Here is a 14375-nt window from a genome sequence, read left to right as displayed (position 1 = left end):
GACGGATAGCCATGACCACGACCCCGAAAATCCGTAGGCTGAAGCGCCACAGGAATCTGGTCCAGATTCCCTACCGCGGCGTGAGCTATCAGCCGTACGCGGGAAAGATGACGGAAGCCGCCATTGTCGGGCATTTGCTTGGCAAGGAGGCCTACCGCCGCACGCATTTCGTCATCCTGCACGACGCGGAACGGCGCCACGCGCTCGCGGCCATCGAGGTGGCGGATCGGGAGATATTGTTTTCGCCCATCGAACATGTCGAAGTTCTGACCTTGCCGGAACAGTGCGTCTTCATCAAGGACCCGGCGACGGATTGCGCCAACCGTTCCGCCCTCGCAGAACTCGCGGTGGAAAACGGCATAGGTCCGGATCGGACCCTGATCTGCGAAGGCAAGTACGACCATATCAATTTCATCCACCGTCCGGACCCCGTTCCGATACGAGTGATCGAAGTCGCACCGCCGGAGCCGCCCAAGCTCATGGGGCTGGTCCGGCAGGTGCTGGCATATGCCGACCTGCCGCCGATCCGTCCCGTGTTGGAACGGATCGACCTGCGCGATCTGTGCGCTTCCGTGAACCCTAGCCACTACCTGGTTCCTTGTCGTTCCGGCGGGCTCGACGATCTCGGCGCGCCGGTCCATTTCCTTGACGAGCGTCCGGAAAAGCGGCTGGACTGGGTGCTGGTCGGCTGCGAGCGGAGCTTGCAATTCCATCGGCACTATTACGGCGACGAACCGCAGCGGGTCGAGATGTGCCCGCGCAAGCTCGCCAAGCAAGCCGGTGGGCTCACGCTACTGAAATGCTGCCTGCTGGAATTCGACATCGAAAAGGACGGGGACACCGTCATCGTGCCCTGGGGGGCCGATTTGGCCATGGTCGAGCGGGCTCTTAAGAAGATCACCAGTGACATCGACACCGAAGGAGATCCCCCAGTGACATCGATACCGAATAGCACCGCCTGGCACGGCTTCCGGGCAATCGACGAAGGACCGAGGTCCAGGAGCCGACGTCGCGGTCAGAGCGGCTTGACCATGGTCCTCGACACGGGCCTGGGTATGAGTGCAACGAACGATATTCTGGACCTGTCGGGGGCCCACATCGACCACTGGAAATTGGGATTCGGAACCTCCGCGGTGATGCCGGAGCGGTTGCTGCGGCAAAAACTGGATTTGCTGCGAAGCTACGGCATCTTGACCTATCCCGGCGGAACCCTGCTGGAGGCGGTCTTGCTGCACGACTCGGGCGGGGCCTTCATCGCGCGCGCCAAGGATCTCGGATTTCAGGCGGTGGAAATTTCGGAGGGTACCCTGCCTGTCGGCGAGAAGGTGCGGCGCTCGCTCATTCAGGAAGCTCGCAACGCCGGGATCGTTCCCGTCACGGAAGTGGGCAGCAAGGACCCCACACGGCAATTCCCCTGGAGGCGCGTGGTGGAGCAAGCGCGCGAAGACCTCGAATGCGGCGCCGCCTGGGTGATCATGGAAGGGCGCGAGTCCGGCGCCAATGTCGGCATCTACGACGGCATGGGGCGGATCCGTGAGGATTTCCTGGAACGTTTGGTCGACAGTCTGGCCGATTGCCTGGACAAAGTCATTTGGGAGGCGCCCTGCAAATCACAGCAGTGCCAGCTCATTCATCGCCTCGGAGCCAACGTCAATCTCGGCAACATCGAGGCGGAGCAATGCCTTGCGCTCGAAGCTTTGCGCCGCGGCCTGCGGTTCGAAACACTGAAACCGACGGTAGAGGCTTCGCAGCCGGCACCGACCCTGACCACCTCAGCCGAACCGACCATTTTGCCATGATGCACATTCCATCTCTCCAACGTCAAGTTTTGGAAGTCGGCACGCGGCTGGACGAACCGCCTTCGGCCGGCCTCCAGCAGACGGCTTTTGCCGAGGAAATCGCGGCGCAGGAGTGTCTGCACGAAGCGGTGGGATGGGCGGATATCGCGTATACGTTGATGCAGGCGCGCCTCCGCACGATTCCGCCGGGGGCGGCCGCCGAGCTCATGGCGGCGCTGCTCGAACTGCAATTGACCGATACTTGTGGCGAACTCGATCCCGCGCTGGGCGATGTGGTGACCAATCGCGAAGCCTGGCTGGCCGGAAAGACCGGTGCCATCGGACATCTCGGCGCCGGCCGCGCCCGCCGCGAGGCGATCACCACGGGTTTCGTCCTGGTCCTGAGAACACAAGTCTTGCGCCTCGCGGAGGCGCTGTGCGCCATGGTGACGCAGATCGCCGGTCTCGCGGAGGCCCATTGCTCGACGGTATTTCCCGAATACACCTATCTGCAGACCGCCCAGCCGACGACCTTCGGCCATTATCTGTCGGGTTTTGCGTTTCCCGCCGAACGCGACTTGCAGCGGCTGCGCGGGTTCTATGCACGCCTGAACCGTTGTCCCGCCGGCTGCGGCAGCTCGAACGGCAGCCGGCTGCCGCAGGACCGGCAAATGCTGGCCGATCTGCTGGGGTTCGATGGCGTGGTGGAGCATGCCCGGGATGCCATGTGGCAGGCCGATTTGCCGATCGAGCTGGCGTCCTGCCTGGTCATAATCGCGGTGAACGTCTCGCGCCTGGCCGAAGATCTGATGGTTTTCGCGACCCGCGAATTCGCACTGCTGAATCTGGCAGACCGGCACTGCCGTGCCAGCAAGATCATGCCGCAAAAGAAGAACCCCTTTGCCCTGAGCTACCTCAGAAGCCTCGCAAACCATCTGCTCGGCGCGCAGACCGCGATCGCGGCGTCCGCTAGAACGCCGTCGGGGCAAATGGACAACCGGATGGAAGCGTACCGGGAGCTACCCCCCTCCGTCGAGCGGGTCACGGCCGGGGTGAATCTGATGACCGAAATCCTCGGCGGCCTCCAGCTCCATGAAATCAACTGCCGGGCGACGCTGGCGGCCTCTTTCGCCCTGGCCACGGATCTCGCGGAGGGGCTGGCCAGCCTCGGCGCGGCGGATTTTCGGGAAGCGCACCGGATCACGGCGCGGCTGGTTGGAACGCTTGCGAGTTCCGGCCGCCGCCTCTCCGACGCGAACGCCGATCTGATCGACGACATCGCCATGGAGGAACTGGGGCGTCCGTTGGGCCTGCGCGACGATATGTTGCCGGCGCTGACCGATGCCGACGCGGCCATCCGGGCGCGAACGACGATCGGGGGCGCGGCGCCGAAGCGGGTGCTCGAAGCCGTCGCCGCATTGCGGGGCCGCGTCGCCGGCCACGAGAACTGGATGCGCGAGGCCGCGAGCGCCATCGATATCGCCGAGGCCGGCTTGCTGGCCGCGGCTCGCACGCTGACGGGAGATTGCTGATGGCATTGTGGACGATGGGATCGGAAGTCTATGGCGGTGCCTGGTCGACGAAGGCGGTACAGGCCCTTTTCAGGGACGAGCGACGAATCGGCCGGTGGCTCGAGATTCTGGCGGTTCTGGCAAAGTGCCAGGCGGCTTACGGATTGATTCCGGACCATGCCGCCGCCGAGATCGCCCGCGTCTGCCGGTCGCTGGAGGTGAACCGGACGGTGCTCGAGCAGCTGCGCGCGGATTACGAGGCGACCGGCCATACGACTTACGGCCTGATCCGCCTGGTTAGGGAACGCTGCGGGACGGACGCCGGCGAATGGGTCTATTTCGGAGCCACCGCGCAGGACGTCGCAGACACCTGGATGATGCTGACGCTCAGGGACGCGAAAAAACTCATTTCGGATGATCTGAACCGGCTGATTCAGGGGCTGGAGGCGCTGTGCCGAACCCACCGGGAAACGGTCATGCCAGGCCGCACCCACGGGCAGCAGGGACTGCCCATCACCTTAGGTTTCAAGGCGGCCTCGTGGCTGGCCGAGGCGAGACGCCAGCAGCGACGCCTCGCCGCGTTCGCCGCCCACGGAGAAGTCGGCCAGTTGTGCGGCGCGGTCGGCTCGCTCTCGGGCCAGGCCGGGGCGGCCCTCGATATCCAGGCGATGTTCTGTGCGGAGTTGGGGTTGAAGGTGCCGGACATGTCCTGGACGGCCAGCCGCGATCTCGTGCTCGAATGGGCCGCGATTCTCGCGAACCTGGCCGGGACTGCCGACCGGATTTGCCGCGAGATTTACCATCTCCAACGCACCGAGATCGACGAAGTGCGGGAAGGTTTCGTGCCCGGTACCGTCGGCAGCATCACCATGCCGCACAAACGCAACCCGGAAATTTCCGAGCATGTGGGCACGCTGGCGCGAGTGGTCCGAGCCAACGCTGGGATACTGGCGGAAGGCGGCGCCCATGAGCACGAACGCGACGGGCGTTCGTGGAAGGCCGAGTGGCATGCGGTTCCGGAGATCACGATGGCGGGGGCGAAAGTGGTGCAGCTCGTCGCCGACCTGGTCGAAAACCTTGAGGTCGATACCGATCGAATGCGGCACAACCTGACGTCCTCCCAAGGGTTCGTCTATTCGGAGGCGGTCATGATGAGGCTCGCCGGAAAAATCGGCCGGGCGACGGCGCACCGGGTCGTCTACGAGATCGCCATGCAGGCCAGGGACGCGCGCTTGCCGTTCAAGGAAGCGCTGCTGAACAGTGAAACGGTGATGGCCCATCTGACGCCCGGGGAAATCGAAGAGCTGTTCGACCCGATGACCCACGTCGGCCAATGTCTGGCCCTGGTCGATCGCGTACTGCAGGAGGTCCCATGATGGGCGCCCGAGGTTTTCGCACGCGATCCGCGGGCCGGGCGGTGCTTCCCTGGCTGCCTTTGATTCGCCACCTCACGCCGATGCATCCGCTGCCGTCCCTCGCGAAAAGGTTGCGCCGGGAGCGGTTGTGGATCAAGCGCGACGATCTGATCGCCTTCGGATTCGGCGGCAACAAGATTCGCGGTCTCGAATTTCTGGTGGGAGATGCGCTGGTCCGAGGGGCCGACACCCTGATCACGGGCGCCGGCCCCTTGTCCAACCATGTGCGTGCCACCGCCGCCGTCGGCGCCAAATACGGGCTGCGCACCGCCGCTGTCTACTGGGGCGAGGATAAGGGACACGAATCGGGCAACTACGCACTGGTACGCATGCTGGGGGCGGAAACGACGTTTACCGGCTGCTCCGACCGTTCCAGCGTGGACAGGCGAATGGCGTCTCTGGCGGAGGAACTGGCGAAACGCGGCCAAAAGCCCTATGTGATCCCTCGCGGCGGCGCTTCGCCTCTGGGCGTGGTCGGCCATTTCCTGGCCGTAGAGGAGCTTCTGAAGCAATTCGCCAAGGGCGCCGCGATGCCGGATACGGTCGTGCTGCCGGTCGGATCGGGCGCCACGCTGGCGGGCTGGCTGCTCGGAACGAGCTACTACCGGGCGCCGTGGCGCGTGGAAGCCGTCACCGTGAGCCGCCCGGCGGCCGAAGCGAAGAGGCAGGTTCTGCAATTGGTACGCGACACGGAAAAGCTGCTCGGCATCGACACCGACGTGGCCGAAGGCAGCGTCCGTATCCATGACGGCTACATCGGCGCCGGCTACGGTGCTCCCTCGCCGGAGGGGAGCGCGGCCATCCGCCTCGCGGCCGTCGAAGAAGGCGTGTTCCTGGACCCGGTCTATACCGGCAAGACGCTGGCGGGGCTCATCGCACTGTGCGATAGGGGGTATTTCGACAGCTCGAAGCACGTGCTGTTCTTGCATACGGGCGGCCAGCCCGGATTGTTCGTGCCGGGACAATACCTATGGACCTGAGCTGGAGCAAGGCACTGTTCGAGCCGGCTGGAGTCGCCGTATTCGGCGCGTCGGCGCAGCGCCTCAAGGCCGGCAACGTTCTTTTGGCCAATCTCACGGCGCCGGAGGCCGGATTCAAAGGACGCGTCATCGCGGTCCATCCGACCGCCCAAGCGATAGCCGGCGTCGGAGCGGTGCGCTCGCTCGCCGAGTCCGGCTGCGATGCGGATCTCGCGCTAATCGCCACGCCTCCCGCGACGGTGCCGGGCATCCTTGCCGATTGCGCGAAGGCCGGCATTCGCGTCGCCGTTGTGGTGAGCGGAGGATTCGCGGAAGCAGACGAAGGCGGACAACGACTTCAGGCGGCGGTGCTCGAATCCGCCAGAAGCCACGGGATACGCCTAATCGGGCCGAACTGCTTCGGCGCCGTCAATACGGGGGTAGGACTCAATGCCTCCATCGGTATCGGCCTGCCGCGCCGTGGCGGCATCTCCCTGGTTACCCAAAGCGGCGCTTACGGAATGGCCGCTTTCGCTCGTTCCGAAGCGACCGGCTGCGGCTTTGCGAAGATCGTCTCGGTGGGGAACAAGCTGGATATCGATGAGACCGATGTTCTGGCGTATCTAGCGAACGACGACGACACGCGTGTGATCGCGATGCTTCTGGAATCCTTCTCCGATGGCCGGAGATTTTTCGAACTCGCCCGCACGGTGACGCCGATCAAGCCTGTCGTCGTGTTGAAAACGGGAAGAGGTCGCGCCGCGCAACGGGCGGCGTCGAGCCACACGGCGGCCCTGGCCGACGATTGGCGGGTGGCCGAGGCTGCGTTGCGCCAGGCGGGGGTCCGGGTGGTTTATGACGGAGAAACCCTGATCGACGTGGCCGAGGCGCTGGACCGGAGCGGTCCGGCGGCCGATCGACGGGTCGGGGTGATCACCAATTCCGGTGGGGTCGGCGTCGAGCTGGTGGACCTGCTGGAAAGGGAAGGCTTCGAGGTTCCGGCGCTGACGGAGCCTACCCGGGAAGCGCTGTTGCCGTTCCTGCCGCCGCTCGCGTCTGCGGCCAATCCGATCGATGTGACCACCGATTGGGCTCGATTTCCGGAGGCCTACGGCATGGGCGTTCGCCTGCTGTCCACCGGTGGGGAGGTTGGCGCCATCGTGGTCGTGCTCGTCCAGCGGGCCGCGCAACAGCAGGCACTCATCGATCGACTGATCGAGGAAATTCACGCGGCCCGGCAGCGGTGCGAACGGATTCCGGTCTTCGTGTGCTGGATCGCCTCGGCCGGTGCCGAGTTTTGCATCCGACGCCTGCACGAGGCGGCCATCCCCTGCTTTCGGAGTGCTAAGCGGACGGCTCGCACGATGGCGCATTGCCGCTCCCGACTCGGTGTGCAGGCAGCGCCACCGCCAACTCTCCCCAAGCCGCAAGACGACGGCTCGTCCGGCTGGCTGTCCATGGCGGAGGCGCTTGAAACGATTCGCCATGCCGGCCTGCCGCTGGCCCGGTTCGGTCTGTGCGGCAGCGTCGCGGAGGCCGCGGCGAGTGCGCGCGAACTCGGCTATCCGGTCGTGCTGAAGGCGGATCGTCCAGGGCTGCTGCACAAGACCGAGGCCCGGGCGGTGTGGCTGGGCATCGCCGACGAGGATGAACTACGTGCGGCCTGGACGGATTTCGACAGCCGTCTGGGAAGCGGAGGTTCGGTGGTCCAGGAGCAGATGCCCGACGGTGTTGAACTCGCCGTCGGGGGATATCGGGATGCCGGTTTCGGGCCGGTCGTCCTGTTCGGGATCGGCGGGACATGGATCGAGGTCCTGCGGGACTTTGCGCTGAGGCTGGCTCCGCTGGGCCGGGCCGATGCCTGCGCGATGATGGACGAACTCCGCTTGCGGACAGTCCTCGACGGCGTGCGCGGCTCTCCGGGAGTCGATCGGCAAAATCTGGCGCAATTGCTGGTGCGGGTGTCGATCTGGTTTCGGCAATCCTCGTGGGTGGAGGAGTTCGACTTCAATCCGGTAATTGCGGGGGAGCGGGAATTGTCGATTGTCGATGTTCGGATAAAGGTTCGGACGGAGTAACTTCCCTTTTTGCAGAGCCGCCGTTGAGGCCGCGACAAGCAATGCGTTTCCGGCGAATCGGTGGCGGAAAACACCGGAGAGCCCAGCGCCTATTTCAGGCTATGTAAATTCATTTTTTTGAGTTGAGGAAAACGAGATGAACCATGACGTCAAAAAAACCGTGGACACAGAAGCCACGTGCCGGGAAATCGGCGACTTGATCGCGAAGGCGAGAGCCGCTCAGGCGGCCATCGAAAACTACACCCAGGAACAGGCCGACGAATTGGTGACGGCCGCCGGCTGGCACGTCTTCAAGAACCGCGAGGCGCTTGCCCGCCTCGCCGTCGATGAAGGCGGATTCGGCAACTATGCCGACAAGGTGTCGAAATTCGAGAATCGCGTGCTGGGCACATTGACGGACATGGCGCCCGTGCGCAGCTGCGGCATCGTCGATGAAATTCCCGAAAAAGGGCTGATCAAAATCGCCAAACCCGTGGGCGTCGTGGCGGCACTGATACCGGTGACGGGCCCTGACGCGACGCCCCCGGTCAAGGCCTTGGCGGCACTCAAGGCGCGCAACGCCATTATTCTGTCGCCCCACCCGAGGACTCGCCGGACCACCGAGGCCGTCGCGGACGCCATGCGGCGCGGTTGCCAGCAGGTGGGCGCGCCGACGGACCTGATACAAGTCATTACCAAGCCGGCCATCAGCAAGACGGAAGAACTGATGCGCCAGGCGGACCTGGTCGTCGCCACCGGAGGCGCCGCTATGGTGAAGGCGGCCTACAGCTCCGGTACGCCGGCCTACGGGGTCGGGGTCGGCAACTCTGTCCACGTGGTGGACGATACGGCGGACCTGGACGATGCGGCGGCCATGATTGCCAAGGCCAAGACCTTCGATTATGCGACCAGTTGCCTCGCCGACAACGCCGTCGTTGCCCACGAGAGCATCTGCGGCGAGCTTCTGCGGCGCTTGGTGGAAGCCGGCGGGTATGTTTGCGATGCAGAGGAGAAGGAACAGCTTCGCAAGGCCATGTGGCCCGATGGGGGGCACATCCCGAGCATCGATGTCATTGCCAAGCCGGCCACGCATATCGCGGCCCTGGCGAACCTGTCGATCCCGGCCGATCGCTCCTTCCTGATCGTCGAGGAAACCGGCGTGGGCCACGAACACCCGTTTTCCGGCGAAAAGCTGTCCGTGGTGCTGACGCTCTACCGGTATGCAGGGGGCATCGAATCGGCCATCGCGCGGGTGAACGAAATTACCCGGTATCAGGGCATGGGCCACACCTGCGGGATTCATAGCCGCAACGAGCAGAACATTCTCGCGCTGGCCATGGAGACGAAAACCGGACGAGTCATAGTGAACCAGAACCTCAATGAAGGGGCCGGCAGTCCCCGCAATGGAATGCCTTATACGTTGTCGCTGTCCTGCGGTACCTGGGGCGGAAACATTACCACGGAGAACGTCAACGTCCGTCACTTCTTCAATCTGACCTGGGTCTCCCGTCCCATCGAACCGCGATCGATCACCGTGGACAGCGTCTTCGCGGAGCATCTCGCCAAGTACGGTGAATAGCGGATAATCCGACATCGCATTCCCTGTAACGAATTTCGATGCCTGAGCGGTAAATCAGATGTCCGAACGGTTGGTGATCATAGGCGGTGTCGCGGCAGGCACCAAGGCGGCGGCAACCGCACGCAGGAGAAATGCCGGTGCTCGTATCGTCCTCCTTCAGGAGGAAGCGGACGTGTCCTATTCGGCGTGTGGATTACCCTATCACCTTGCCGATTTGGATCGTATTCCAAGAAGCAAGCTGATCGCCCGCCCACCTGAGGCGTTCCGGGTGGATGGCATCGACATGAGGACCCGACATCGTGTCGAAGAAATCGACCTCGATCGGGGAAGCCTCAGGGTCTGCGATCTTCAAGCCGACCATGTTTACACGGAACCGTTCGACCGGCTTTTGCTGGCCACGGGCGCGCGGCCGAAGCGACTGAACGTACCGGCGTCGCCCGATGCTCCGCCCATCGCGTATCTGCGTTCCATCGTCGATGCGGATCGGATCGTCGACAGGCTGCCGGATATCCGCAGGGTCGTGATTCTGGGAGGCGGGTACATCGGACTGGAGGCGGCAGAGGCGTTCTCGCGGCTTGGACGCGAGGTGGCCATCGTGGAAATGATGCCGCGCTTGCTGCCCGCTTTCGCGCTCCCGCTCGGGCAGGCGGTCGAGGAGCGGGTGCGCGAGAACGGCGTCGAACTGTTCATGGGCTCCGCTGTCTCCGGATTGGACCGAAAACACGTGGTGCTCGACAACGGGGAACGGATTTCGGCGGATCTGGTCCTGGTGGCGACAGGGGTGACCCCTTCGACGGAACTTGCGGCGGCGGCGGGAATAACGCTGGGCCATACCGGCGCGATCACCGTGAATGCCGAGATGCAAACCAATCTGCCTCACGTCTATGCCGCCGGAGATTGTGCGGAATCGTACCACCGGGTGGCCAACCGGGCGGTGTGGCTTCCGCTCGGGGATGTCGCGAACCGCCATGGCAAAGTCGCCGGTACGAACATGGCCGGAGGCCGTGCGGTATTTCCTGGGGTGCTGGGTACCGCCATCTTCAAGGTATTCGGTCTGGCCGTGGCCAGGACTGGACTGGGAGAAGCTGAGGCCGTGACGGCGGGATACCGGCCGATATCGCAAGTCGTGGAGGTGCCGAGCCGGGCGCGCTATATGGAGAAATCGAGAAATCTTTTGATTCATCTGACCGCCGACCGTGCGAGCGGGAAAGTGCTCGGATGTCAGGTCACAGGAGACGACGCCGCGGACAAAACAATCGATACGGTAGCCGCGGCACTTTGGGGGAACCTGGCGGTGGAGGACCTGGCGGATCTCGATCTCGCCTATGCGCCGCCATTTTTACCCGTGCTGGCGCCAGTGCAGGTCGCCGGGGAGGTCCTCAAAAAACAGGTGGGAGCCATGCAAGGCTGATGATCGACGAAAATGAAACAATGTAGTTACGAATAAGTCTATTGTAGCGTTGCATCATTTACTAATATGCTTACATCGATTAACAATAGCCAGAATCTATTATGGATAAGAGCAGGAAGTTGCTTACGATTAGCGAAGCCGCCGAATATCTCAACGTCAGCAAGTCGTCGCTGCGGCGCTGGTCGAATGAAAATGTGCTTCCGTCCTTCCGTGTGGGTATGCGAGGAGAAAGACGCTTCGATATCGGTGACCTGGATGCATTCCTCGTCGCACGGGGCAAGGCGCCGAAATCCTCGGAAAGCATGCAGCGTGCCGAAGGATCTTCGCCGCGCGAAATCTTGGATGCTTGCGCGAGCCATGGAACGCCGCGGCACGTTTCACTGCATTTTCGCGATGAACAGGAACAATGGCGTTTGCTGGGTCCTTATTTGATCGGCCACATGGCGGAGGGCGCTTCCGTGCTGTACATGCACGACAGCTCTCATAGAACGGAAATTATCGACCGTCTTCGCAGCGAAGGCATCGATGTCGAAGAAGCATTGAGAACCCGGCGGCTTGTCCTTTGCCCGCCGCAGGATTGCTACCTGCAGGACGGTTACTTCGCTGCCGACAGGATGCTGCGATTTATGCGGAAGCAGGCGGCAACGCTGCTTGCGAACCCATCGGGCAAGGCCATGATTACCGGCGAGATGACCTGGTTCCTGACCGGCGCGCCCGGCGTGGAACAGGTGCTGGCCTACGAGCGTGAACTGAACGTTCTGCTGCAGGACTTCCCGCACTTGACCATCGTATGCCAATACCACTTGAAGCGATTGAATTCGGAAACGACTTTCGGTGCCTTGTTGACCCATCCCTTTGCTCACTCGGTGGAAGGATTTCGACGCGGGCTTTACATGGATCCCTTGTCTGCGCCAGCCAATTCGGTCTGAAGCGGATCGCGGAATTCTCGCGGGACCTCAACCCATTACTTGTATCTTGCCGTGCTGCATTCGAGCCGTCGGACATTGTAGTCCAGCAATGCTCCGATCAGTCCGATCATCGCCATCGCGCCAATCGCAAGGGGCGCTTGCAGGTTCTCCTGACCGACCAGGATCAGAAAACCCAAGCCTGTGACCGCGTCGGGTTCTGCGATGATCTTGGCTCACACCAGCGCGAGCCAGCCCGATACCCGATACATAGTAAGCGTTCACGACTTGCCAATTCACGATGAAATTCCGACAATGCAATCATGGATGATTTCAAGCTGGACCTGACTCGACCTGCGCCTCGGCCCAAGACGCTGGAAGAAGCCCAGCAGATCATTGATGGGCTCTGGGAAGTGGTGGGCGGACTCAAAGCCCGACTGGATGAACTGGAGGAACAGCTGCAAACGGGATCGGATAATTCCTCCCGGCCGCCTTCCCAAGACAGCCCCAAGCGGCGGGCCGAACGGAAGCGGAAGCGCCCGACGGGTCGCAAGAAAGGCGCGCAGCCCGGCCATGCCAAGCACAAACGGAGCTGGGTGCCGGAGACGGAGGTGGATGTCCTTCGGCGTTACTATCCGGCGGATGCGTGTGGGTGCGGTGGCACGATTCAATGGGATCGTTATCGCCGGCATCAAGTGTTTGATTTGCCCGAAGTCCGTTACACAGTAGAAGAACACCGCTGCTACGAGGGATGCTGCGAGCAATGTGGCTGGCGACATCGGGCGGCGTTGCCGGCATCGGTGCCCCAAGGTCAGATGGGTCCTGGTTTGGTGGCCTGGATCAACCTGCTCAACGGCCAATATTCGCTTTCCCGCCGGCAAATTCAGACATTGCTTCAAGCGCAATGGGGCTTGGCATTCAGTTTAGGGGCGATCAGCCAATCCCAGGCACCGATTCTGGCCTGGCTGCAGCCGGTTTATACCCAGATTGGGGAAGCGGTTCGGCGCTCGTGCGTCGCCTATGCCGACGAGACCCGGCATTACCGGCACCGAAGCGGGTATTGGTTGTGGTCCTTATCGACCGATCAGGCGGCCTACTTCCTAACCCATTATTCCCGAGGCAAAGGCGCCGCCAATGTGCTGCTGGGGGATTTCAACGGGTTTCTCGTCACCGACCGGCATGGCGGCTACAACGACTACGATCCGGCCAAGCATCCATATTGCTGGGCGCATGTGATCCGCAACCTGGAAAAGATCGCAGGCCGCAAGGGCCGGGCCGGAGAAGACGGCCGACGATGGGTGCGATTGGCCCGGCTCATTGTCCGGTGCGGCAAACGCTGGCGGCAGGGCCACTATGCCAGCGCCCATTACCGAAGACGCTTGGGGCGCTTAAAAACCCAATTCCAGGCCGAACTGGAACAAGCCGTTCTAATCCATGGCAAAAGCCGCACCGGCAATGCCTGTCGCAAACGCCTGCGCGACAGCCCCCGACTGTGGACCTTCCTCGTCTATCCCGGCGTTCCGATGACCAATAACGCCGCCGAACGTGCCCTCAGACCTTACGTGATCTGGCGCAAGATCAGCTTCTTCTGTCAGTCCCATCGGGGCAACCAGTTTCGCCCCATGATCCTCTCGCTCATCGAAACCTGCAAACGCTTGGGCGTCAGTGTCTATCAAACGCTGCGGACCATCTGTAACCAGGGCATGACCGAAGGAAAGGTCACCTTTCGGTTGCCTATCCCTGCATCCCAACCGTTGCCTTTGGTCCCCTCGTGAACGCTTACGATGGGGGCGAATCTTTTGATGGTTCTGGCCTTGCATGGAGGGCGTTATGTGGGGGCGGCGCTGAGCTTCGTCGGGAGCGAGACTCTGTATGGTCGCTATTGGGGGGTGTTTGGAGGAATACGACAGCCTGCATTTCGAGGCCTGCTATTACCAAGGGCTGGAGGAATGCATCGAGCGGGGGTTGAAGCGATTCGATTCCGGCGCGCAAGGAGAACATAAAATCGCGCGGGGATTCGAGCCGGTCACCATCTATTCCGTGCATTGGATTCGCGATCCGCAGTTTCGCGAGGCGATTTATGATTTTCTCCGGCAGGAAAGGGAAGGGGTGGTTTTATATAAGGAGGATGCCGCAGCGTTGCTGCCGTTCAAGCGCGGAGACGGCTTATTGGACCTTCAAGATGAAAAGTACCCGGGTGCTTAACGGCAGATGATCGGCCCGCTCCGAGACTGTATCGAGCCTGTGCTTGTGCCCCTTGGCGGGAATTCTGGTCGAGGGTCCGATGCCGCCTCGCAAGGAACGCTCCCGTCCGTAAGCAATGCCGGTTTCGCTGCGGACCCGGTGCGTATGCGTGCGCGACCCTTGGTTTTGCCCCGCGACCGAAGGGCGGTCGGTCCCCAGCAACATGCGATAATTGAGGTCGGGTGTGCCGTTCTCGCCGTCGCAGATCGCCCAGCCCTGATCCTTCAGCCAGCGCCTCAGACTTTGTTCATCCGAGTAGTCTTTGGAATCGGGATCGGGCATGAAGGCGATGATGGCGCCCTTGGGAACCCCGGCCGGCGGGGAATCCGGTCGGCTTGCAGCCGGCATCGCCGTTGCCAAGCACAGTAAGGCGAGCGGCCACAATCGGCGCACTCGGCGGATGAGCTCATTGTTTTTCATGCGACCATGATCGGCCATGACCGTCCGAAATGCCATATTTTTCTGGAACGAAAAGTTCAGCATTGAATCCAGACCGATTCAAAAGGCGAATTTTGC

The 14375-nt window shown here is 62.5% G+C and carries 11 protein-coding genes and 1 pseudogene; 11 read left to right on the top strand and 1 reads right to left on the bottom strand.

Translation table 11 applies throughout. The features are described 5' to 3' along the window. The first annotated feature begins 11 nt into the window (after positions 1-11). The 11 genes and pseudogenes from comA (at position 12) to H035_RS20010 (ending at position 13820) form a co-directional block, all read left to right on the top strand. Positions 12-1799, top strand: a complete 1788-nt coding sequence (gene comA / locus H035_RS22250) for a phosphosulfolactate synthase (protein ID WP_200861590.1) — start codon at positions 12-14, stop codon at positions 1797-1799. Next, a complete protein-coding gene (xcbC, locus tag H035_RS0114795; protein WP_022949749.1) occupies positions 1796-3310 on the top strand; it encodes a 2-phosphosulfolactate phosphatase XcbC in 1515 nt (504 codons plus the stop codon). Before comA ends, xcbC begins: the two co-directional genes overlap by 4 nt. After that, positions 3310-4665, top strand: coding sequence for a 3-sulfopropionylcysteine synthase XcbD (xcbD, locus tag H035_RS0114790; RefSeq protein ID WP_022949748.1), 1356 nt, complete (start codon positions 3310-3312; stop codon positions 4663-4665). The genes xcbC and xcbD overlap by 1 nt, the downstream gene beginning before the upstream one ends. After that, a complete protein-coding gene (gene xcbE / locus H035_RS0114785) occupies positions 4623-5684 on the top strand; it encodes a coenzyme M biosynthesis enzyme XcbE (RefSeq protein WP_200861589.1) in 1062 nt (353 codons plus the stop codon). The genes xcbD and xcbE overlap by 43 nt, the downstream gene beginning before the upstream one ends. After that, positions 5675-7741 (top strand): acetate--CoA ligase family protein, encoded by a 2067-nt coding sequence (locus tag H035_RS0114780; RefSeq protein ID WP_022949746.1) that lies wholly within the window; start codon positions 5675-5677, stop codon positions 7739-7741. Before xcbE ends, H035_RS0114780 begins: the two co-directional genes overlap by 10 nt. A 160-nt stretch (positions 7742-7901) precedes the next feature. Then, positions 7902-9299 (top strand): aldehyde dehydrogenase family protein, encoded by a 1398-nt coding sequence (locus H035_RS0114775; protein WP_026596657.1) that lies wholly within the window; start codon positions 7902-7904, stop codon positions 9297-9299. Positions 9300-9357: 58 nt separating this feature from the next. Beyond that, positions 9358-10710, top strand: a complete 1353-nt coding sequence (locus tag H035_RS20020; protein WP_022949744.1) for an FAD-dependent oxidoreductase — start codon at positions 9358-9360, stop codon at positions 10708-10710. A gap of 119 nt (positions 10711-10829) precedes the next feature. After that, positions 10830-11639 (top strand): MEDS domain-containing protein, encoded by an 810-nt coding sequence (locus H035_RS0114765; RefSeq protein ID WP_022949743.1) that lies wholly within the window; start codon positions 10830-10832, stop codon positions 11637-11639. A 299-nt stretch (positions 11640-11938) separates the two neighbouring features. Then, positions 11939-13390: an IS66 family transposase gene (tnpC, locus tag H035_RS20015; RefSeq protein WP_022949741.1), complete on the top strand. Its 1452-nt coding sequence runs from the start codon at positions 11939-11941 to the stop codon at positions 13388-13390. 9 nt (positions 13391-13399) lie between these two features. Beyond that, positions 13400-13456: pseudogene (locus H035_RS22660) on the top strand (hypothetical protein); the annotation flags it as partial. A gap of 31 nt (positions 13457-13487) precedes the next feature. Further along, positions 13488-13820, top strand: coding sequence for a peptidogalycan biosysnthesis protein (locus H035_RS20010; protein WP_022949740.1), 333 nt, complete (start codon positions 13488-13490; stop codon positions 13818-13820). Here the strand turns inward: H035_RS20010 and H035_RS0114745 are convergent. Then, positions 13782-14279, bottom strand: coding sequence for a hypothetical protein (locus H035_RS0114745; protein ID WP_152486080.1), 498 nt, complete (start codon positions 14277-14279; stop codon positions 13782-13784). The genes H035_RS20010 and H035_RS0114745 overlap by 39 nt on opposite strands. Positions 14280-14375: the final 96 nt, after the last annotated feature.

It is taken from the genome of Methylohalobius crimeensis 10Ki (genome assembly GCF_000421465.1).
Lineage (GTDB): Bacteria > Pseudomonadota > Gammaproteobacteria > Methylococcales > Methylothermaceae > Methylohalobius > Methylohalobius crimeensis.
Note: the sequence above shows the minus strand (reverse complement) of the source record. Positions and strands in the feature narration are given on the sequence as shown.

Coding starts and splice junctions, on each gene's coding strand:
- tnpC (WP_022949741.1), top strand. CDS start 11,939: ATGGATGATTTCAAGCTGGACCTGACTCGACCTGCGCCTCGGCCCAAG.
- xcbE (WP_200861589.1), top strand. CDS start 4,623: ATGTCTGGCCCTGGTCGATCGCGTACTGCAGGAGGTCCCATGATGGGC.
- H035_RS0114780 (WP_022949746.1), top strand. CDS start 5,675: ATGGACCTGAGCTGGAGCAAGGCACTGTTCGAGCCGGCTGGAGTCGCC.
- H035_RS20010 (WP_022949740.1), top strand. CDS start 13,488: ATGGTCGCTATTGGGGGGTGTTTGGAGGAATACGACAGCCTGCATTTC.
- xcbC (WP_022949749.1), top strand. CDS start 1,796: ATGATGCACATTCCATCTCTCCAACGTCAAGTTTTGGAAGTCGGCACG.
- H035_RS0114745 (WP_152486080.1), bottom strand. CDS start 14,279: ATGAAAAACAATGAGCTCATCCGCCGAGTGCGCCGATTGTGGCCGCTC.
- H035_RS20020 (WP_022949744.1), top strand. CDS start 9,358: ATGTCCGAACGGTTGGTGATCATAGGCGGTGTCGCGGCAGGCACCAAG.
- comA (WP_200861590.1), top strand. CDS start 12: ATGACCACGACCCCGAAAATCCGTAGGCTGAAGCGCCACAGGAATCTG.
- xcbD (WP_022949748.1), top strand. CDS start 3,310: ATGGCATTGTGGACGATGGGATCGGAAGTCTATGGCGGTGCCTGGTCG.